14 protein-coding genes are annotated in these 19,681 nt (G+C 72.8%); 7 read left to right on the forward strand and 7 right to left on the reverse strand.

Translation table 11 applies throughout. The annotated features are described in order from the left end of the window. Positions 1-36: 36 nt before the first annotated feature. The 7 genes from DTL70_RS24255 to DTL70_RS24285 form a co-directional block, all read right to left on the reverse strand. On the reverse strand, positions 37-999 hold the full coding sequence (locus DTL70_RS24255) for an MBL fold metallo-hydrolase (protein ID WP_114024075.1): 963 nt from the start codon (positions 997-999) through the stop codon (positions 37-39). Between the two features lie 69 nt (positions 1,000-1,068). After that, positions 1,069-1,776, reverse strand: a complete 708-nt coding sequence (locus tag DTL70_RS24260) for a GAF and ANTAR domain-containing protein (RefSeq protein ID WP_342776509.1) — start codon at positions 1,774-1,776, stop codon at positions 1,069-1,071. A gap of 202 nt (positions 1,777-1,978) precedes the next feature. Continuing rightward, a complete protein-coding gene (locus tag DTL70_RS24265; RefSeq protein ID WP_114024076.1) occupies positions 1,979-2,734 on the reverse strand; it encodes an AIM24 family protein in 756 nt (251 codons plus the stop codon). 18 nt (positions 2,735-2,752) lie between these two features. Then, a complete protein-coding gene (locus tag DTL70_RS24270) occupies positions 2,753-3,439 on the reverse strand; it encodes an AIM24 family protein (protein WP_114024077.1) in 687 nt (228 codons plus the stop codon). Positions 3,440-3,452: 13 nt separating this feature from the next. After that, a complete protein-coding gene (locus DTL70_RS24275) occupies positions 3,453-5,273 on the reverse strand; it encodes a TerD family protein (protein ID WP_114024078.1) in 1,821 nt (606 codons plus the stop codon). A gap of 163 nt (positions 5,274-5,436) precedes the next feature. Beyond that, entirely contained in the window at positions 5,437-6,945 is a 1,509-nt protein-coding gene (locus DTL70_RS24280) for a M81 family metallopeptidase (RefSeq protein WP_114024079.1), read from the reverse strand. A 140-nt stretch (positions 6,946-7,085) separates the two neighbouring features. Next, the gene (locus DTL70_RS24285) at positions 7,086-8,351 is read right to left on the reverse strand and encodes an ROK family transcriptional regulator (protein ID WP_114024080.1); all 1,266 of its coding nucleotides are present in this window, start codon (positions 8,349-8,351) and stop codon (positions 7,086-7,088) included. A gap of 174 nt (positions 8,352-8,525) precedes the next feature. Between DTL70_RS24285 and DTL70_RS24290 the strand changes: the two genes are divergently transcribed. The 7 genes from DTL70_RS24290 (at position 8,526) to DTL70_RS24320 (ending at position 19,652) form a co-directional block, all read left to right on the forward strand. Next, positions 8,526-10,394, forward strand: coding sequence for a peptide ABC transporter substrate-binding protein (locus DTL70_RS24290; protein ID WP_114024081.1), 1,869 nt, complete (start codon positions 8,526-8,528; stop codon positions 10,392-10,394). Next, positions 10,391-11,341 carry an ABC transporter permease gene (locus DTL70_RS24295; RefSeq protein ID WP_114024082.1) on the forward strand — a complete coding sequence of 317 codons (951 nt, stop codon included), beginning with the start codon at positions 10,391-10,393 and terminating at the stop codon, positions 11,339-11,341. The genes DTL70_RS24290 and DTL70_RS24295 overlap by 4 nt, the downstream gene beginning before the upstream one ends. Before the next feature lie 65 nt (positions 11,342-11,406). Next, the gene (locus tag DTL70_RS24300; RefSeq protein ID WP_114024290.1) at positions 11,407-12,267 is read left to right on the forward strand and encodes an ABC transporter permease; all 861 of its coding nucleotides are present in this window, start codon (positions 11,407-11,409) and stop codon (positions 12,265-12,267) included. Between the two features lie 9 nt (positions 12,268-12,276). Further along, entirely contained in the window at positions 12,277-14,448 is a 2,172-nt protein-coding gene (locus DTL70_RS24305; protein WP_114024291.1) for a dipeptide ABC transporter ATP-binding protein, read from the forward strand. A gap of 121 nt (positions 14,449-14,569) precedes the next feature. Then, positions 14,570-16,690, forward strand: coding sequence for a phosphocholine-specific phospholipase C (locus DTL70_RS24310; RefSeq protein ID WP_425470402.1), 2,121 nt, complete (start codon positions 14,570-14,572; stop codon positions 16,688-16,690). A 205-nt stretch (positions 16,691-16,895) separates the two neighbouring features. Beyond that, positions 16,896-19,331: an MMPL family transporter gene (locus tag DTL70_RS24315; protein WP_245979605.1), complete on the forward strand. Its 2,436-nt coding sequence runs from the start codon at positions 16,896-16,898 to the stop codon at positions 19,329-19,331. Between the two features lie 117 nt (positions 19,332-19,448). Then, positions 19,449-19,652: a hypothetical protein gene (locus DTL70_RS24320; RefSeq protein ID WP_114024083.1), complete on the forward strand. Its 204-nt coding sequence runs from the start codon at positions 19,449-19,451 to the stop codon at positions 19,650-19,652. Positions 19,653-19,681: the final 29 nt, after the last annotated feature.

Below are 19,681 nucleotides of genomic sequence, written 5' to 3' on the forward strand. Positions count from 1 at the left end.
GGGGCGGGTGCTGTCCTGGGTCGCCAGGGATCCGCGTCAGGCGCGTTCCGCCGCGAACGCTGCCACGTCCTCCATGACCTCGGCGAGGGGGCGTGGCGGTGTCCCGTCCAAGTGGCGGTACTCCGAGCCGAGGGTCACGACCAGGCGCTCCACCAGGGCGAGTTCGGGCCGGCGGGCCTCGTCGGCCACCGCGCGGGCCGCGTCGAGCGCGGAGACGCCCCGCGCGTGCAGGGCGTGCGCGCGCTCGCGGAGGTGCACGAGGTAGTCGATGTGGGCACGCAGGCCGCCGGGGTCGAGCACAGGGCCGTGGCCGGGGACGATGGTCTCGGCGCCGGTGGCCAGTATCCGCTCGCACGCGGCGATGACGTTGGCGAGCGGCCCCGCCCAGTGGATCGCGTGGTCGCCGGGCGACTCGGGGGTCGTACCGAAGACGATGTCGCCGGTGAAGACCACGCCGTGCTCGGGCAGGTGGACCGTCATGTCCCCCGCGGTGTGTGCGGGCGGCAGGCTGGTCAGCACGACGGTGTGCGTGCCGACCGTCAGCTCCAGTTCGCCCTCGAACACCGTGGTGGGCGCCACGACCCGGGTGGAGGACCAGTCGAAGTGGCCGAAGTGGCGGGCCAGATAGGAGCCCACGAGCGAGTCACCCGCCGCCTCGATCAGGCCGCTCAGCTGCTGCGGGGTCGGTTCGATCTCGAGGTGGTGGCGGGCTTCGCGCGTCGCGATCACCTCGGCGCCCGGCAGTACGTCGGCGCCCCACAGGTGGTCGCCGTTGGCGTGCGTGACGGCTATGCGCTCGATCCTGGCGTCGCCCAGGAGCTCCTGGGACGCGGCGAGGAAGGCCTCGGCCATCGGCCGGTCGTAGGGCGTGTCGATCCACAGGCCTTCCGACGCGCTGGTGACCAGCCCGCAGTTGGCGAGCCCCCACCCGCGTTGCGGCGGGTTCCACAGGTAGAGGCCGTCACCGAGGACACGGAGATGCGAAGGAGTGAGCGCCACGGGGCCGATTATGCCGTCGGCGCCGCGGGGGCCGGACAGCGGCCGCGGCTCGGTCGGGCGGCTGGGAGGTCATCCGCCGACCGCGCCGGGGATCTCTCCTGTCTCGGCGACCGTGCGGGCGATGTCGCGCAGTTTCACGTTCTGCGTCTGCGAGCTCTCCTTCAGGACGGCGAACGCCTGCGCGGCGGGTATGGAGTACCGCTCCATGAGGATGCCCAGGGCGGCGCCGATGTCGTGCCGGGAGGCCATGGCCGTCTCCAGCTGCGCGTGGCTGCGGGCACTGGAGAAGGCGACGGCCGCGTGGGAGGCCAGCAGCCACCCGATGTGCTCGGAGCGCTCGGTGAAGGCGCCGGGGTGTGGCGAGTACATGTTCAGCGCCCCGAGGTTGTCGTCCTCGGTGTACAGGCAGAAGCCCATGATGCTGCCGACGCCCAGCTCCCGGGCGCGCGGCACATACCGGGCCCAGCGTTTCTCCTCGCGGGTGACGTCCTCGATCCGGTAGACGTCGTGCGCGTACCGGGCCGCGTCGAAGCAGGGGCCCTCGCCGACCTCCTCCTGCAGAGCGTCCGAGGTGTGCACCAGATCGCTGTTGGCGGCCAGGGTGCGCACCCGCCTGCCGCCCCCGATCACCAGTACCCCCGAGTCCTGGCAGCCGTCCACCAGCTCCACCGCGTGCGCCACGATGCGGTCGAGTGTCTTGTCCACCGAGGTCTGCGCCAGCAGGTCCCGCGCCATGTCCGCCAGCCGTGTGGCCAGCTCCGCGTCAGCCTTCGTCAAAGCCCCTCGCCTCCCACACGGCTCGGCCGTCTCTCCTCAGGCACGCTACCCCCGGCCGCTGTGGGTGGCCGACCCGGTGGTGGGGACGGCCGGGAAGAGCGGGAGGCGTGCGGCCGGGCCGCACGGCCGCGGAAGCGACGACGGCTGCCCCGCCGGGTGGCGGGGCAGCCGTCGTGGGAACGCCGGTGCTGCCGGTACCGGTCTACCGGTTGGTGAAGATGTTGCCCTGGTTCTGGCCGTACGCGCCCTGCGCGCCCATGCCGTACTGGGCGCGCAGCCCGCCGCCGATCTCGGCGCCCTGCGGTGGCAGGAGCTCGCTGGGCTGGACGAGCGCGTAGCCCTGGCCCAGGAACGACAGCTCCCAGCCCTCGCCTGTGCTGCCGCGGCGGCGCCAGACGCCCTGCGAGGAGGTCTGGGCCTGCATCTGGACGCGCAGGCCGCTGGACCAGGCGACGACCGCGTCGGAGTCGGCGTTGACGTAGGTGTCCGGGGTGACGTTCAGCAGCAGCGGCTGGCCCGAGGTCATCAGCGCCACCCTGCCGGAGCCCGTGATGTTGAGGTTGTAGGCGCCGGTGCCCGAGATGCCGAACTGGCTGTCCACGGAGATGATCTCGTGGTGCAGCGTGGAGTCCATGGCCAGGACGTAGCCCGCGTCCACGGTGAGGCCGTCGTGGTCGACGTCGACCACGTGGACGTACTGCGCCAGGTTGGCCAGGAAGACCGTGCCCTGGCCCGAGCAGCGCATCAGCGGCAGCTGCTCGCGGGCCGGGCCGCGGCGTCCGCCGCCCGACTGGTACTCGGCGTCGAACTCCAGCAGCCCCTGGTAGGCGACCATCGCTCCCTGGCGGGCCAGGACGTCGTCGTGTCCGGTCAGCTGGACCCGCAGCAGCTGCGGATTCTGTACCGCGTACCGGTCCTCGGTCTGGATCTCGGCGTAGCCGAAGAGTGAGCTCTGCACGGCTGTTCTCCTTCCCCCTCAGCCCCGGATCCGGATGCGGTCCGTGCTGTCCTCGTTCGGCTGGACGACGACGAAGCCCTGGCCCGAGAAGGCGATCTGGTAGGCCTCGCCGCTGCCGCGGCCGATGAGGGCGCTCGCCTTCATGCTGCGCTTGCCCTTCATCTTCAGGCCGCTGGACCAGGCCACGAGCGCGTCCGGGTCGACGTACGTCTCGTCCTCGCCGCGCCCGCAGTCGACGACGACGGGCGCGCCACGGGAGGTCAAAGCGACCCATCCCGTGCCGCGGACGCCGACGTTGAACAGGCCCTGACCTGCGAACTTGGCCAGGCCCTTGACCCGCTCGACGCCCCACTGGAGGTGCGCGTCGAAGGCGAGGAGGTTGGTGCCGTTGACCGACAGCGACTCCTCGTTGAGGTTGAGGCAGACGACGTCGGCGCCGTAGTCGGCCAGGTAGAGCAGGCCGTCGCCGCGGCAGAGCATCAGCGGGTTCTGCTCGCCGGTCAGCCACTGGGAGGCCATCTGGCGGACGGCTGGCGGGTTGGCCTCGTACTGGACGAAGCCCTCGTAGGCGACCATCGAGCCGGGACGCGCGAACAGGTCCTGGCCCGACTGCATGGCGACCTTCACCATGTGGGCGCCGTGGTTGTGCATCCTGGCTGCCACGGGGGCGGGCGCGAAGCCCGCGAGTGCTGCTGGCTGGTTCATGACGGGCTCCCCCTCAGACCTCGTACGGCTGGACGACGATGAAGTTGCCGGGCGCGCCCCGGAACTGGAGGTTCACGGTCTCGCCGCTGTGCCCCGGGTAGGCGTTGCGCCGCAGCCGCACCTGACTGGAGATGATCACCTGGGCCGCCGCCGACCAGGCCACCACGGCCTGCGCGTCGGCGAACGTCGTGGGCGTGACCGGCAGGACGACGGGCGTGCCCTGCGTCTTGACGACGACGGTGCCTGTGCCGGTGAACTGCATGGTGAACAGGGCGCCGCCGGGGATGCCGTGGCCCTCGATCCTGCGCACCTCGTGCTGGAGCGACTCGTCGAAGGCGAGCACGTTCTCGGCGGAGACGCAGAGCGAGTCGCCCTGGAGTTCCACCGGGTGCACGTGTGCCGCGTTCTCGGCGAAGAAGACCTGGCCGCGGCCGCTGCACCGCATCAGCTGCATCTCCTGGCCGGTCGCGTTGCCGACCACGCGCCCGGTGAATCCCGCGCCCTTGTAGGAGAAGTCGACCTTGCCCTGGTAGAGCACCATGCTGCCCTGCTTGGCGAGCACGGGCTGGCCGTCGATGCCGATGTCGGCGCGGACGAGAGAGGCGTTTTGCAGTGTCCAGCGCTGACCGGTCGGCACCTCGTGGAACTTCTGGAGCGCCGCGCCGATGCCGGCGGCCGGGCCCTGCGGGATCTGCGGTGCCTGGCCGCCGCCGAAGCCGCCGGCGCCCGCCGGCTGCTGCGGGGCGAAGGGGTTGGACAGCTGCCCGCCCCCCGGCGGGACGGGCGGTCCCGGCTGCCCGGGCGGCTGCGGGGCTCCGTACGGCTGGGGAGGCTGGGGTGCTTGCGGCGCCTGGGGCATGCCGGGCGCGCCGTACTGCTGCGCTCCGGGCGGCGGCCCCGGCTGCGGAGGCGGAGGCGGCACCTGGCCGCCGTGCTGCGGCTGGTAGGGCGAGGGAGCGACCATGGTGGGCGCGCTGTGCACGTCCGGCGTCGGTGGCTGCGGTGGCTGCGGCTGCTGGGGTACCTGCGGCTGGTGAGGTGCCGGGGGCTGCTGCTGGGCGGCCTGCGGCTGGGGCTGTGCCGGAGCCGGCGGCTGCGGCGCTTGCGGTGGCGCCGGGGCCTGGGGCGCCGGAGCCTGCTGCTGGGCGGGCTGCGGCTGCTGCGGTGCCGGGGCCTGCGGGGCCGCCCCGGGCGGCGGCGCGAAGCCGGGCGCGGGCTGCTGCGGTGCGGAAGCACCGCCCCCGGGCGGCGCGAAACCGGGCACACCCTGGTCGGGGGCGGTCTGCTGCCCCTGGCCCTGCTCCTCGGCGACCTCGCCGCCGAAGTTCTTCAGCAGCGCGTCCAGCCCGCCGTCGAAGCCCTGGCCGATCGCGGCGAACCGCCAGATGTCGCTCTTGCGGTAGATGTCGCCCAGCATCACCGCGCGCTCGGTGCTGAACTCCGAGCCGTCGAAGGCGTACCGCGCGACTTCCTCGCCGCCCGCGACGATGCGGATGTAGCCGGGGCCGATCTGCGACATCTGGCCGGCGCCGTCGAGCGCCGCCGTGAAGGAGAGCCGCTGCACCTGCTGCGGTACGCGCTCCAGGGTGACCCGGAAGGACTCGGTGTCCCCGGCCTGCGCGCCCAGCAGTTGGAGCGACTCCTCGGGTGATGTGGGCTGGTTGAAGAAGATGAAGTAGCGGTCGTCGGAGAGCTGCTCGCGCTCGTCGAGACCGAAGCAGCTGATGTCGAAGGAGAGTCCGGGGCCGGCGATCTGCACGCCCACGTACAGATCGGTGCCCGCCGTCAGATCACTGATCTTGGCCTTGTGGCCGCGCTGCAATTCCTTGGGCATACCTGAACGACCGTCCCCCATCCCGTGGTGGTGCGTACTGCGGGCCATGCGGCCGCCTTGCGGCTGTCCCCGTGCCCGGTCTTCACGTCCGGGCGGCGACAGTTCCCACAGGCTAACGGGTGCCCGGGGCCCGGGGCCCTGGGCAGGGTGTCACGGCTGCGTCTCACAACAGCACCGGCGCCGTCCCGGGCTCCTCGAACCCCTCGTCGTCGAACGGGTACAGCGGGCGGGCCACGTGGTGGTGGCCGAGCCGGAACAGGTCCTGGTCCACGCCGCCGGGGGTCAGCGCGAGGAGCCAGTCGGCGGCCAGGTCGTACAGCTCCGGCTCCAGGTAGCCGATCTTGACGACGACGAGGTCGTACCCGGACGGGTCGAGTTCGCCGAAGTCGGCCCTGGTGTGGAAGGGGGTGCGGCGTTCGGTCAGGACGGCGGTGACTCCGCCACGGCGCACGGCCGCGGCCCGCACGCCGTCGAGCGTCTGCAGGGAGACGACCCGCCCCGTCAGTTCGCGGGGTTCGGCGTGGACGCCGGTGCCCGCGCTCACGTGCCCGCCGACCTTCAGCGTCACCTCGGCGCCGGTGCCCGCGGCGAAGCAGGCGGCCACGGCGGCGGGGTCGTGGATGCCGGGGTGCAGGGCGGTGACCCGGCCTGCCGCGAGGTCCTCGTTGGCCAGCAGCCGCCCCAGCATGTAGGCCAGGTCGCCGGCGCCGCCGGCCGTCGGGTTGTCCCCCGAGTCGCTGATGAGGAAGGGACGCGCGGTGGAGGCCACCGCCGCGGCGATGCACTCGTCGGCCTGCCCGGTCGGTCCGACGAAGGTGAAGTCGTGCCGCGCCTCCCAGTAGCGCCGGGCCAGGGAGCCGGCCTGTTCCAGCGCGAGCTCGGCGTCGTCTCCGGTGACCACGACGGCGGCCCGGCAGCGCGGCTCGTCCGCCCACGCGTAGCCCACCCAGAGCGCCGCGTCGCAGATCCCGTCCCTCGCCTCGATGTCGGCGAGCGAGCCGTAGAGCGACTTGGCGGGCTCCAGCCTGGTGCTGGTCTTCTCGCCGGGCAGCAGGACGGGCACCTGAACCCAGGCGCGGTGCGGCCGGCCCGCTCCGGTGGCCAGGCGCTCGATGAGTTTGCGCGCGGCGCGCTCGCGGGTCTCCCAGGCGTCCTCGTGCGGGGCGAGCCGGTGCGCGGTCAGCAGGTCGAGGTGGCGGGCGAAGTCGTGGGAGACGTTGCCGTGCAGGTCCATCGCCGCTGAGATCAGTGTGTCGGGCCCGGCCGCCTCGCGGACGGCCGCGGTGAGTTCGGCCTCGGCGTCGGTGAGCCCTACGACGCTCATGGCGCCGTGGATGTCGTAGACGACGCCGTCGAGCGGGGCGGCGTCGCGGACGCGGGTGGTGAGCTCGTCGCGGATGCGCTCGAACGTCTCGCGCACCACGGGCCCGCCCGGCAGGGCCACCGCGTGGACCAGCGGCACCCACTCCACCAGGGGCGCCAGCGCGTCGTCGGGGCGCGTCCAGGTGTAGCGGGCGAGCAGGTCGGCGCCGCGGGTGACGCGGAAGTCCTCGTAGGAGGAGCGGTGCGGGCAGAACTCGCTGGACTCGATCGCCATGCCGCCGATGCCGATGCGCAGCCTGCGGCGCGGGGCGCCGGTGCCGACGGGGCCGGGGAGGGAGGTCGGTGTCATCGGGAGGGGGTTCCTTCCTGCGGACGCTGAAGGGATGAGGGGAGTGCGGGGAGCGCGGGGGAGTGGGGTGCGGGAGGGAGCTGTCCAGGGGGCGAGGCGGACGGTCGGGCGGCGCTCGGCCCGGTGCCGCCGCCGGGGCCCTACGCTCGGCCCGGTTCCGCCACCGGGGCTTCACACGCGCGGCCCGGTTCCGTCGCCTGGGCCGCGGCCACGCGGCCGGGTTCCGCCGGGGGTTCGTGCGCCAACTCGCGGAGCGCGGCGTGGCCCGCGCCGAGCAGCCCGGCGTCGGGGCCCGTGGCCGAGGCGGTGATCACCAGGTCGCTGGTGGTCATCGGCAGGCAGCGCTCGTAGAGCATGCCGCGCACGGCGGCGACCAGCGGCTCCGCCTCGGCCAGCGCGCCACCGAGGACGACGGCCTGCGGGTTGAAGAAGTTGACGACGACGGAGAGCACCGTGCCGATGTGCCGCCCCGCCTGCCGGACCAGGGTGGTGGCCCGCGGCTCGCCGTCGCGCACCAGGCGCAGGACGTCGGCGGCGCCGTCCACCCGCAGCCCGCGCTCCCGGAGCGCGGCGACCAGGGAAGCGCCGCTGGCGACTGTCTCCAGGCAGCCGATGTTGCCGCAGGAGCAGGGGCGTTCGGCCGCCGCCTCCACCCGGACGTGGCTGATGTCGCCGGCCGCGCCGCCCGCGCCCCGGTAGAGCGTGCCGTGGCTGATGACGCCCGAGCCGATGCCGCGCCCCGCCTTGACCAGCACGAGGTGGCGCAGGTGCGGCAGTACGGTGCGGTGTTCGCCCAGCGCCATGACGTTGGCGTCGTTGTCGACGAGGACGGGCAGGCCGAGCGCGTCGGCGAGCCGGTCGCGCAGGTCGAACAGGTGCCACCCTGGCATGCGGGAGGGGGCCACCACCCGCCCTGCCCCGGTGTCGACGGGGCCGGGGAAGCCGACGCCGAGGCCGCGGACGGTGCGGCCCGCGGCCCGCTGCCGTTCCGCGAGCGCACGCAGCCGCTCGACGAGCACCCCGAGTGTCGCGGCGGGGCCCGCGGCCAGGTCGAGGGCGTGCTCCTCGACGTCGTGGGCGCTGCCCGTCAGCCCGACGGCTGCGAGCCGCACGTGGTGGCTGCCCAGGTCGGCGGCGAGCGCGACGGCACCGTCGTCGGGTATCCGCAGCAGCCTGGGGCGCCGGCCGCCGCGCGAGGTGCCCTCGCCGACCTCCGTCAACAACCCCTGGTCCACCAGCTCCTGCACCCGCGCGGAGACGGTGGAGGCCGCCAGGCCCAGTTCGCGGACGAGGTCGGCGCGTGAGGAGACGACGCCGCTCGCCACCAGGTCGAGAACGCGGGCCGCCGTGCCGGGCAGCCCCGCCGGTACGGCCGGGGCGCTCGGCTGCTGCGGTGCGGGGGGCATAGACACCTGTCCTGGTCACTCGTGCACGGGTCTTGGTTCGGCTGCCGAAGGAAGTGGCGGCTCCAACTTCCGTCAGTAGACACGATTTCCACAGAATCGGCCAAGAGGTCTTGACCTTTTTTCGGGAGCCTCCGTACTTTGCTCGCTATCTTTGGCCGTTACACCGGAGGCAGCATGCGCCAGTCCAGGACTCGCACACGTGTCAGGACTCGCACACGTGTCAGGGCGCGCATACCCCGCCGCCACGGCCGACTGCTCGCCTCGGTCACCCTGCTCGTCGCCACCTCGCTGCTCGCGGGCTGCGGGCCGAAGGTGGAGGCGGTCACCGATGTGCGTCCTGGCCAGGGCACGCCCGTCGAGGGCGGCACCGCCGTCATGGCGCTCCCCCCGGCGGCCACCCCCAACTGGATCTTCCCGATCGGCGCGCCCGGGTACCTGGCGACCTACAACAGCGCGATCCAGAACCTGCTCTACCCGCCGCTCTACACGCCCGAGCCGGACAAGAGCGGCAAGCTGACGATGGACAGCCCGCGCAACGTCGCGCGCAAGCCCCGCTTCAGCGACGGCAACCGCACCGTCACCGTCACCCTCAAGAAGCGCTACCGGTGGAGCGACGGGAAGCCGGTGACCGCCGACGACGTGCGCTTCTGGTTCGAGCTGATCCGCGCCAACAAGGACGACTGGGGCGGCTACTCGCCGAAGCTGCTGCCCGACAACGTCGAGAAGTTCCAGGTGCTGGACGACCACACCTTCCGGCTGCGCCTGGACCGCTCGTACAACCCGGAGTGGTTCACCGCCGACCAGCTCGAGTACTTCAAGCCGCTGCCCCGGCACGCCTGGAGCAAGAAGGGCGAAGACCCGAAGAAAGTCTTCAAGCGGCTGCTCTCGCACGCCAAACAGCTCTCGAAGTTCGACAGCGACCCGCTGTGGAAGACCACGATGGGGCCCTGGCGTATCGAGAAGTGGACCGCTTCCGGGCACGTCTCCCTCGTCCCCAACAAGCGCTACGGCGGCCCCGACAAGCCGCACCTGGACCGGGTCGTCCTCAAACCGTTCACGACCGCGAGCAGCGAGTTCAACGTGCTGCGCGCCGGCGGCCTGGACTACGGCTACATCCCGCCCTCCGTCATGGCGCAGTCCGCGCACTTCAAGGAGACCGGCTACCGCATCGACCCGTGGGAGAGCTGGGGCATCACCTACCTCGTCCCCAACCTCAACCATCCCGAGACAGGGCCGCTGATGCGGCAGCGGTACGTGCGCAGGGCTCTTCAGTCCCTGATCGACCAGAAGGCGATCTCGGAGCACGTCTGGCACGGCAGCGCCGAACCCACGCTCGGCCCCGTGCCCTCGGCCCTGATGGAGGAGAACGCGCTGCCGTACGACCCGAAGAAGGCCCGCTCGCTGCTCGCCGCGCACGGCTGGAAGCGCGGCGAGGACGGGCACGGCACGCTGCGCTGCGCCGCACCGGGCACCGGCGAGGGGCACTGCGGCAAGGGCATCGACAAGGGACAGGAACTCGCCCTCGAACTCCTCTCGCAGTCGGGGTCGACGGAGACGTCCAACACCATGCAGGCGATCAAGTCGTCCTTCTCCCGCGCCGGCGTCCGGCTCGACATCCGCGAGCAACCGCTGAACACCGTGCTGGGCACCACCGTGCCGTGCAAACCCAAGGAGCCGGTCTGCTCCCAGTGGCAGCTGGGCTTCTTCGGCACCCAGGGGAGCTGGATCTTCCCCGCCGAGCCGAGCGGCCAGCAGCTGTTCGCCACCGGAGCGCCCTCCAACATGGGCAACTGGTCGCAACCGGAGACCGACGAGCTGATCAAGCGCACCGAGTACTCCGACGACGACTCGGCAATGCGCGACTACGCCCGCCACCTGGCCCGCGAGGCGCCCGTGCTGTGGACACCCAACCCCGCCTACCAGGTCTCCGTCATCCGCAGCGACCTGCGCGGCGTCGACCAGAACCCCGCACTGACGCTGGCCCCCCAGGACTGGTACTTCGTGCAGAAGTCGGCGCGGGGCGGCAAGGGGGCCAACCGGTGACCCGCTTCCTGCTCAAGCGCACGGGCCAGGCCCTCGTCGTCCTCTTCCTCGTCTCCCTCATCGTCTTCGTCCTGCTGCACCAGCTGCCCGGCGGGCCCGCGCGCGCCATCCTCGGCCCGAAGGCCACCCCGGAGGCGATCGCGCACTTCAACCACCTCCAGGGCTACGACCGTTCCCTGCCCGTCCAGTACGGCATGTACCTCAAACGGCTGGTCACCGGCGACCTGGGAGAGTCCTACAAGCTCAACCAGCCCGTCTTCGCCCTGCTGACCGAACGGCTGCCCAAGACGCTGCTGCTGACCGGTCTTTCCGTCGTGCTCGCCGCGCTGCTGGCGATCCCCCTAGGCATCCTCCAGGCGGTACGGCGCGGCCGGCTCTCCGACTACGTGCTCACCGGCGCCGCCTTCGTCGCGTACGCCACCCCGGTCTTCTTCCTCGGCCTCGTCCTCATCCTCGGTTTCGCCCAGCAGTGGCCGCTGTTTCCCGCGGAGGCGCCCCAGGCCGAGTCGGTCGGCGGCATCCTCGCCGAGCCCGCCGGGCTGGTGCTGCCCGTGGTCACCATGGCGCTGGGCATCATCGCCATGTTCAGCCGCTACATGCGCTCGGCCGTCCTGGACAACCTCGGTGAGGACTACGTGCGCACCGCCCGCTCCAAGGGCCAGTCGCAGGTGCGGGTGCTGGCCAGGCACGTGCTGCGCAACGCGCTGATCCCCCTCGCCGGGCTGCTCGGGCTCTACCTGCCCACCCTCTTCAGCGGCACCCTCGTCGTCGAGTCGATGTTCAACTACCCCGGCATGGGGCTGCTGTTCTGGAACGCCGCGCAGTCCAACGACTTCCCCGTCCTGCTCGGCGTCACCCTCGTCGTCGGCGTCGCCACCGTGCTCGGCTCGCTGCTCACCGACCTCGCCTACGCCGTCCTCGACCCCCGCATCCGGAGTGTCTCGTGACCGCAGAAGCCGCCACCCCGACCACACCGCAACCGGCCGCGGGGGAACCGGCGGACGACGACGGCATGGACGCCACCCCGGGCCTGGCCCGCCGCACCCTCGCCGTCTTCGCCCGCAACCGGCTCGCGCTGCTCGGCGCCTGCCTGCTGGCCGCGCTGCTCGCCTTCTGCTTCCTGGGGCCGCTGGTCCACCCCACCGACCAGGTGCACACCGACCTCGACCAGGCCAGCCTCGCGCCCGGTGAGGCCGGACACCTGCTGGGCACCACCGACCTGGGCTACGACATGCTGGGCCGGCTGATGCACGGCGGGCAGACCTCGCTGGAGGTGGGGCTGGCCGCCGGGCTGCTCGCCACCCTCTTCGGCACCGTCTACGGCGCGGTCGCCGGCTACTTCGGCGGCTGGGTCGACGCGGTGCTGATGCGGGTGACGGATGCGGCGCTCGCCATTCCGGCGCTGTTCTTGCTGGTCGTCGTCGCGGCGATGGTCACCCCGAGCAAGCCTGTGCTGATCCTCGTCATCGCCTCCGTGGCCTGGCTCTCGCCCGCGCGGCTCATCCGCGGCGAGGCGCTCGCGCTGCGCAGCCGCGACTACGTGCACGCCATGCGGCTGATGGGCGGCGGGGGAGGGCGCGCCGTCTTCCGCCACATCGTGCCCAACGCCGTCGGCACGATGATCGTCAACGCCACCTTCCAGATCGCCGACGCCATCCTCTACGTCGCCTACCTGTCGTTCCTGGGCCTGTCCATCCCGCCGCCCGCCGCCGACTGGGGCTCGATGCTCAGCTCCGGCATCACCTACACGCAGGTCGGCTACTGGTGGCTGATCTTCCCGCCCGGGTTGGCCATCGTGCTCGTCGTCGCCGCCTTCAACTTCATCGGGGACGGCCTGCGGGACGCCTTCGACGTGCGGCTCCAGAAGAACTGAGGTGTCATGATGCCGACCACGCAGCCGCCCGGGCCCGTACCGTCCGGCGAGTCCCCGCTGTCGGGCGAGCCCCTGCCGGCACACGAGCCCCTGCTGTCCGTCGAAGACCTGCACCTGTCGATCGCCGGGCGCGACCGCGCCGGGGCCGAGCGCACCGTGCACGCCCTGGACGGGGTCTCCCTGCGGCTGGCGCCTGGGGAGGCGCTGGGCCTGGTGGGCGAGTCCGGCAGCGGCAAGACCATGACGGCGCTCTCCGTCCTCGGGCTGCTGCCGCCCGGCGCCCGCGTCACCTCGGGGCGCGTCCTGCTGGAGGGCACCGACCTGGCCGCCGCGCCCGACCAGGTGCTGCGCCGGATACGGGGCGAGGCCGTCGGTGTCGTCTTCCAGGACCCGCTCAGCTCCCTCAACCCGACCATGACGATCGGCGCCCAGGTCGCCGAACCGCTGCTGCTGCACCGCGGGGTGAGCCGCGCCGAGGCCAGGGAGCGGGCGGTCGAGACGCTGCGTCTGGTCGGCCTGGGGCAGCCGGGCGAGCGGATGAGGAACTATCCGCACCAGCTCAGCGGCGGCATGCGGCAGCGCGTCGCCATCGCCATGGCGCTGGTGTGCGAGCCGAAGCTGCTGATCGCCGACGAACCGACCACCGCGCTGGACGTCACCACCCAGCACCAGATCCTGGAGCTGATCGGCGAGCTGCGCGAACGCCTGGGCATGGCCCTCATCCTGGTCAGCCACGACCTGGGGGTCATCGCCCGCCGCGTGGACCGCGTGGCCGTGATGTACGCGGGCAAGGTCGCCGAACAGGCCCCCGTCGCACGGCTGTTCACCTCGCCGCGGCACCGCTACACCCAGGCGCTGTTCGACGCGCTCCCCGAGCGTGCCGCCGGCACGAGCCGCCCCCTGGCCACCATCCCGGGACTGCCGCCGTCGCTGACCAGGCGGCCCGCCGGATGCCGCTTCGCCCCCCGCTGCGCGTACGCCACCGACGTCTGCCGCACCGAGGAACCGGCGCCCCGGCCCGCCGACGACGAGGGCGTGCACACCTACGCCTGCTTCCACCCGGCCGACCCCGCGGCGCGGCCGGCCGCGCCGGGCGAGGCACGCCCCGCCGAGGACGCTCCGGCCTCCCCGGGCACCGACGCCGACGTGCTGCTCGACCTCGACGACGTGCGCCGGGAATACCCCCTGCACAGCAGTCCCTTCACCCGGCGCAGGGACCGCCGCCTGGTCAGCGCCGTCGCTGGAGTGTCCCTGACCGTCCGGCGCGGCGAGACCTTCGGCATCGTCGGCGAGTCCGGCTGCGGCAAGTCCACGCTGGGCCGCCTCGCCGTCGGTATGGAGAAGCCGACGGGCGGCTCCGTACGGTTCGAGGGCGATGACCTCGCGACGCTGGACCGCGCGCACCTGCGAGCCCACCGGCGGCGGGTGCAGCTGATGTTCCAGGACTCCTACGCCGCCATGGACCCCCGGATGCGGGTCGGCGCGATCCTGCGCGAACCCCTGGTCGTCCAGGGCGTGGGCGACCGCGCGGCCCAGGAGGAGCGCGTCCGCGGACTGCTGGACGAGGTGGGTCTTGAGCGCGGCGCCGTCCACCGGTACCCGCACGAGTTCAGCGGCGGCCAGCGCCAGCGCCTCGGGCTGGCCAGGGCGCTGGCGCTGGCCCCCTCGCTGGTGGTCGCCGACGAGCCCGTCTCCGCGCTCGACGTGTCCGTGCAGGCGCAGATCCTCAACCTGATGCGGGACCTGCAAAGGGAGAAGGGGCTGAGCTACCTGTTCATCTCCCACGACCTGGCCGTGGTCCGCTACCTCGCCGACCGGGTGGGCGTGATGTACCTGGGCTCGCTGGTGGAGACGGGCCCTGCCGCCGAGGTGTTCGCCCGGCCCCTGCACCCGTACACGCGGGGGCTGCTGGAGACGGCCGACAGCGCGGTCGTGGACAGTGCGGGGGAAACCGCGGTGGACGGTGCGCCGGAAGCGGGACCCGCCGAGGGGGCGGGGCCGCTCGCGGGCGAGACCCCGTCGGCGGCCGACCCGCCCTCGGGATGCCGCTTCCGCACCCGCTGCCCGCTGGCGACCGAGCTGTGCGCGACCACCCCGCCGGAGCCGACCGCGCCCGCGGGGGAGGGGCACCTGGTGAGGTGCCACTTCCCCCTGGTGCCCGTCGCTGGCTCCGCCGGGTAAGGCTCTGCCGAGTAAGGAAATGTCCATCCGGCGACCTTTCGCGCGTCACCTTGTCCCGCTAGCGTCCCTGTCGCGTTCGGCAATGGCCTACGAGCGAACCATTGGGTGAGAGGCGGCAGGGGTGGCTGACGGGATATCGCGCCGGAGGGCGCTGGGCATGACGGCTGCGGCAGCGGGGCTCTCGGTCACCGGCTCCCTGCTGCCGCCGTCGCTGCGGCAGGCCATCGCGGCCGACGCGGGGCACACGGCGGGCCCCGACGGCGGCAGGGGTCTCGGAGACATCCGGCACGTGGTGGTCCTCATGCAGGAGAACCGCTCGTTCGACCACTACTTCGGCACCCTGCGCGGAGTGCGCGGCTACGGCGACCGCAACGCCGTCCAGCTGCCCGGCGGTACAAGCGTGTTCGAACAGCCGGGCGCCCTCGGTGCCGGCACCGTGCTGCCCTTCTCCGTCCGCGAGGCCGCCGAGACCCAGCGGCAGGAGGCCCAGTACATCGGCGCCCTCGACCACGGCTGGGAGGGCGGCGCCACGGCCTGGCACGACGGCTGGATGGACAACTGGGTCACCGCCAAGACCGCCAGCACCATGGCGCACTACGACCGCGCCGACATCCCCCTCCAGTGCGAGCTGGCCGAGACGTTCACCGTCTGCGACGCCTACCACTCCGCCATCCACTCCTCCACCAGCCCCAACCGCAACCACCTGGTCAGCGGCTGGACCGGGTTCGAACCCGTGACCGGGAAGAGAGCGGTCGGCAACGACGCCTACGACGAGGACACCCACCCCGGCTACACCTGGACGACCTACCCCGAGCGGCTCCAGAAAGCGGGACGCAGCTGGCAGGTCTACCAGGAGTGGGACAACTTCACCGACAACAACCTGGAGTTCTACGCGTCCTTCAAGGCCGTCGGCCGCAAGGCCCTCGCCGAGGTGGAGGGGGCCGAGAACATGACGGCCTTCTACGGGAAGCTGGCCGACGCCGACGAGGCGGGGCGCGCGGACCTGCTGGACCGGCTGGAGAAGGGCCGCGCCACGCTCACCGGGACAGAACGCGACCTCTTCGACCGCGCCCTCGTGCGCGGTGAGCCCGGCACGACGGCCGACGCGTTCGCCGCCGACGTGGACGCGGGGCGGCTGCCCGAGGTCAGCTACCTGGTCCCCTCGGCCGCCGACTCCGAGCACCCGGGCAGCTCCTCACCGATCCAGAGCGCCACCTTCGTCTACAAGGTGCTGGACGCGCTGGGCCGCAACCCGAAGGTGTGGCGGCACACGGTGCTGCTGCTGATGTTCGACGAGAACGACGGCTACTTCGACCACGTGCCACCACCCGTGCCGGGACGGGACGTCGAGGACGAGTACTGGCAGGGCAAGCCGACGGGCCTGGGCATGCGCGTGCCGATGACCGTCGTCTCCCCCTGGACCGTGGGCGGCTACGTGTGCTCCCAGGTCTTCGACCACACCTCGATCATCCGCTTCCTGGAGCGGTGGACCGGCATCCGCGAACCGAACATCTCCGCCTGGCGGCGCACCGTCACCGGCGATCTGACCAGCGCGTTCGACTTCTCCCGGCGGCGCGCGCAGCCGTCCGCCCAGGAGCCGGGCGCGATCCCGCCGTTCACCGCCCGCTGGAGCCCGAGGCCGCCCGCCGACCAGCGGCTGCCCCGGCAGGAGCCGGGACACCGCAGGGCGCGTCCCCTTCCGTACCAGCCCGACGCCGACGCGGTGCACGACGCAGGAGCCGCCCGTGTACGGCTCACCCTGCGCAACGCGGGACGCGCCAGCGCGCACTTCGCCCTCTATCCGTACGCGAAGGAGTACGCGGAGCCCCTGCACCTGGACGTGCGCGGGGAGCGGGAGGAGCGGGTGCCGGTCAAGGACGGTGCCTACCGGTTCACCGTCACAGGACCGAACGGGTTCAGGCGCGAATTCTCCGGCAGCGCCCGTGGCGCGGCGGCGGCCGCCAGGGTGACCACGCGGATCGAGGGCCGCTCGCGCGACCTGCGGCTGAGCCTGGCCAACGACGGCGAGCACACCCTCACCTTCCGTCTGGAGCCGCTCGCCTACAGCGACGAGGCGCCCCGCACCGTACGGGTGAGGCCGGGGCGCCGGCACGAGGTCGGGTACCGCACCGCGGCGGCGCACGGCTGGTACGACCTGAAGGTCGGCGTGGCCGAGGACGACTCCTTCGGGCGGCGGCTGATGGGGCACATCGAGAACGGCGAGGAGTCGGTGACGGGCTGAGCGGCGGCGGCCCGCAGCCCCGGTGCCGGGCCCGGAACCGGGTCCGGCACCGGAAAGTTCCCGTGTGCGGCGGGGTTGTGGGTATCGCCACAAAGGTCTCAAAGGATCTTTTCGGGGTGGCAGGCTGCTGAACCGGTGGTTTTGGAGCGGCGCATTCCGCTCCGCGCCGTCCCGCCCGTGCCGAGACCCGAGACAGGCGACGCCCGTGACCGCTCTTGCCCGCTGGTGCCTGAGGCGCCGCCTGACCGTCCTGCTGCTCTGGCTCGCCGCGCTCGCCGGCGCGGTGAGCGCCGCCGCACTCACCGGCAGCGCCTACTCGGACGACTACGGCGCGGCCGGAACCGAGTCGGCGCAGGCAGCACAGCGGCTGGAGAGCGCCTTCCCCGACCAGCGCGGCGAGGGCGCCACCCTCGTGTGGCACACCGACGAGGGCAGTGTGCGCGCCGCCCCCGTCGAAGAACGCATGTCCGAGACGCTGCGGGCCGTCGCCGACCTGCCCGGCGTCGCCTCCGTGCGCTCCCCCTACGCGCCCGGCGGCGAGAGCCGGATCAGCGAGGACGGCCACACCGCCTACGCCACCCTCACCCTCGACGCGCCCACCGACGAACTGGGCGAACAACAGGCCCAGCGCGTCCTCGATACCGCACGCGACGCCGCGGGGGACGGCCTCCAGGTCGAGGCGGGCGGCCCGGGCATCGCGCTCACCGAGGCACCGAAGGCGCAGCTGGCCGAGGTCATCGGGCTCGCCGCGGCCGCCGTCGTCCTCTTCCTGGCCTTCGGCTCGCTCGCCGCCACCGCGCTGCCGCTGATCACCGCCGTCGTCGCCGTCGGCACCGCCGCGGCCGGGATAGGGCTGCTCAGCCAGGTCATGACCGTCGCCGACTTCGCCCCCATGCTGGGCATGCTCATCGGCCTGGGCGTCGGCATCGACTACGCGCTCTTCATCGTCACCCGGCACCGCACAGGGCTGCGCGCCGGATTCCCCGTGCACGAGGCGGCACAGCGCGCCGTGACGGTCTCCGGGCGGGCCGTCGTCTTCGCCGGCGCCACGGTGTGCATCGCCCTGCTGGGCATGTTCATCCTGCGGCTCGGCTTCCTGGGCGGAGTGGCACTCGCCGCCTGCCTCACCGTCGTGCTCAGCGTGGCCGCCTCCGTGACGCTGCTGCCCGCGCTCCTGGGCATGATCGGCATGCGGGCACTCAGCCGCCGCGAACGCCGGCGGCTGACCGAGCACGGGCCGCGCCCCGAGGCGCCCACCGGCTTCGCGGTGCGCTGGTCCGCGTTCGTCGAACGCCGGCCCAAACTGCTGGGCGCCCTGGCCGCCGTGCTGATGGCCGTGCTCGCGCTGCCCACCCTCAGCCTCCACCTGGGCACCTCCGACCAGGGCAACGACCCCGCCACCAGCACCACCCGCAAGGCCTACGACCTGCTCGCCGGGGGTCCCCCAGGGGCCGAAGGCTCCGGGGGAGGCTTCGGCCCCGGCACCAACGGCCCCCTCACGCTGGTCGGCGAGGTCGACGGCGCCGGCGACAAGCTCGCCTTCGACCACCTGCCCGAGGCCATCCGCTCCACCCCGGGCGTCGCCCAGGTCTCCGGACCCGACTTCAACGGCAGCGGGGACACCGGCGTGATCACCGTCGTGCCCGACAGCTCACCCCAGTCCAAGGCCACCTCCGACCTGGTCGACCGGCTCCGCGACGACGTGCTGCCCCAGGCCGAGGAAGGATCGACCCTGCGCGTCCTGGTCGGCGGCCCGACCGCCGGCTACGACGACTTCGCCGACCTCATCGTCGGCAAACTCCCCCTCTTCGGCGGCGTCGTCATCGCACTCGGCTGTTTCCTGTTGCTGCTGGCCTTCCGCAGCATCGCCATCCCCCTCAAGGCCGCGGCCATGAACATCGCGGCCGTCGCCGCCGCCTTCGGCGTCGTCGTCGCCGTCTTCCAGTGGGGCTGGGGCAGCGAACTCCTCGGCCTGGGCAGCGCGGGACCCGTCGAACCCTTCCTGCCCGTCATCATGATCTCGGTGCTCTTCGGGCTCTCCATGGACTACCAGGTCTTCCTCGTCAGCCGGATGTACGAGGAGTGGCGGCTGACAGGCGACAACAGGCGCGCCGTACGGGTGGGCCTGGCCGAGACCGGCCGCGTCATCAACTCGGCGGCCGTCATCATGATCGCCGTCTTCGGCGCCTTCGTCCTCAGCGGCGACCGGCTGATCGCCATGTTCGGCATCGCGCTCGCCGCCGCCGTCGCCCTGGACGCCTTCGTCCTGCGCACCCTGCTGGTGCCCGCCCTGATGCACCTGCTGGGCGGCGCCAACTGGTGGCTGCCCGGCTGGCTGGACCGCCGCCTGCCCCGCATCAGCATCGAACCGGAACCCGCCGCCGTACCGGCCGGCACCAAACCCGCCGGTCCCGGCGCCTTCCCGGCACCCGCCGCACCGGCCCCGGGCCCCGGCACCGGACCCGCCGCCCGGGGGCCCGGGTCCGTGGCCAACGGACCCGCACCCGCGGCGCAGGGTCCCGAACCCGTCGTGCCCGCGCCCGGCGGCGAACCCGCGGCCGAGCCGCCGGGACCCGCACCCGCCCTACCCCGCCTCGGTCCGCCCGGGGCCCTTCCTAAGGCGGGTCGGCCCCGGACCTAAGGCACCCCGGCCGCGCAAGACGGGGCAGTTGCCCGATGTGGCGGGACGCCGCAGGCAGGAGTGTGGACGTGTCAGGTCCGCAGGGACACCGCACACTCCTGGAAGGGGACGAGGGCCATGCTGTACGACCTCAACCACACTACCCACCACCTGCGCATGGACGACCTGCGCCGCGAGGCCGACCACGAGCGGCTCGTACGCCGGGCCAGGGAAGCCCGCCAGGAACCCGGGCGCGGAATCCGCCCCTGGCTCGGCCCCTGGCTCGGCCGCAGGCGACAAGGAGGCCACGGGGAGGGGACCGCCTGGGTCAGGGCCGCGTGACGGGCCGCGGACGCTCCCGCGCCCCGGCC

The organism is Streptomyces diacarni (assembly GCF_003323715.1).
In the GTDB taxonomy this organism is placed as follows: Bacteria; Actinomycetota; Actinomycetes; order Streptomycetales; family Streptomycetaceae; genus Streptomyces; species Streptomyces diacarni.

What these genes read in the sequence shown, in the direction of transcription:
- DTL70_RS24270 (WP_114024077.1), bottom strand. Translation starts at nt 3,439, where the DNA reads ATGAACCAGCCAGCAGCACTCGCGGGCTTCGCGCCCGCCCCCGTGGCA.
- DTL70_RS24275 (WP_114024078.1), bottom strand. Translation starts at nt 5,273, where the DNA reads ATGCCCAAGGAATTGCAGCGCGGCCACAAGGCCAAGATCAGTGATCTG.
- DTL70_RS24280 (WP_114024079.1), bottom strand. Translation starts at nt 6,945, where the DNA reads ATGACACCGACCTCCCTCCCCGGCCCCGTCGGCACCGGCGCCCCGCGC.
- DTL70_RS24285 (WP_114024080.1), bottom strand. Translation starts at nt 8,351, where the DNA reads ATGCCCCCCGCACCGCAGCAGCCGAGCGCCCCGGCCGTACCGGCGGGG.
- DTL70_RS24290 (WP_114024081.1), top strand. Translation starts at nt 8,526, where the DNA reads ATGCGCCAGTCCAGGACTCGCACACGTGTCAGGACTCGCACACGTGTC.
- DTL70_RS24300 (WP_114024290.1), top strand. Translation starts at nt 11,407, where the DNA reads ATGGACGCCACCCCGGGCCTGGCCCGCCGCACCCTCGCCGTCTTCGCC.
- DTL70_RS24305 (WP_114024291.1), top strand. Translation starts at nt 12,277, where the DNA reads ATGCCGACCACGCAGCCGCCCGGGCCCGTACCGTCCGGCGAGTCCCCG.
- DTL70_RS24320 (WP_114024083.1), top strand. Translation starts at nt 19,449, where the DNA reads ATGCTGTACGACCTCAACCACACTACCCACCACCTGCGCATGGACGAC.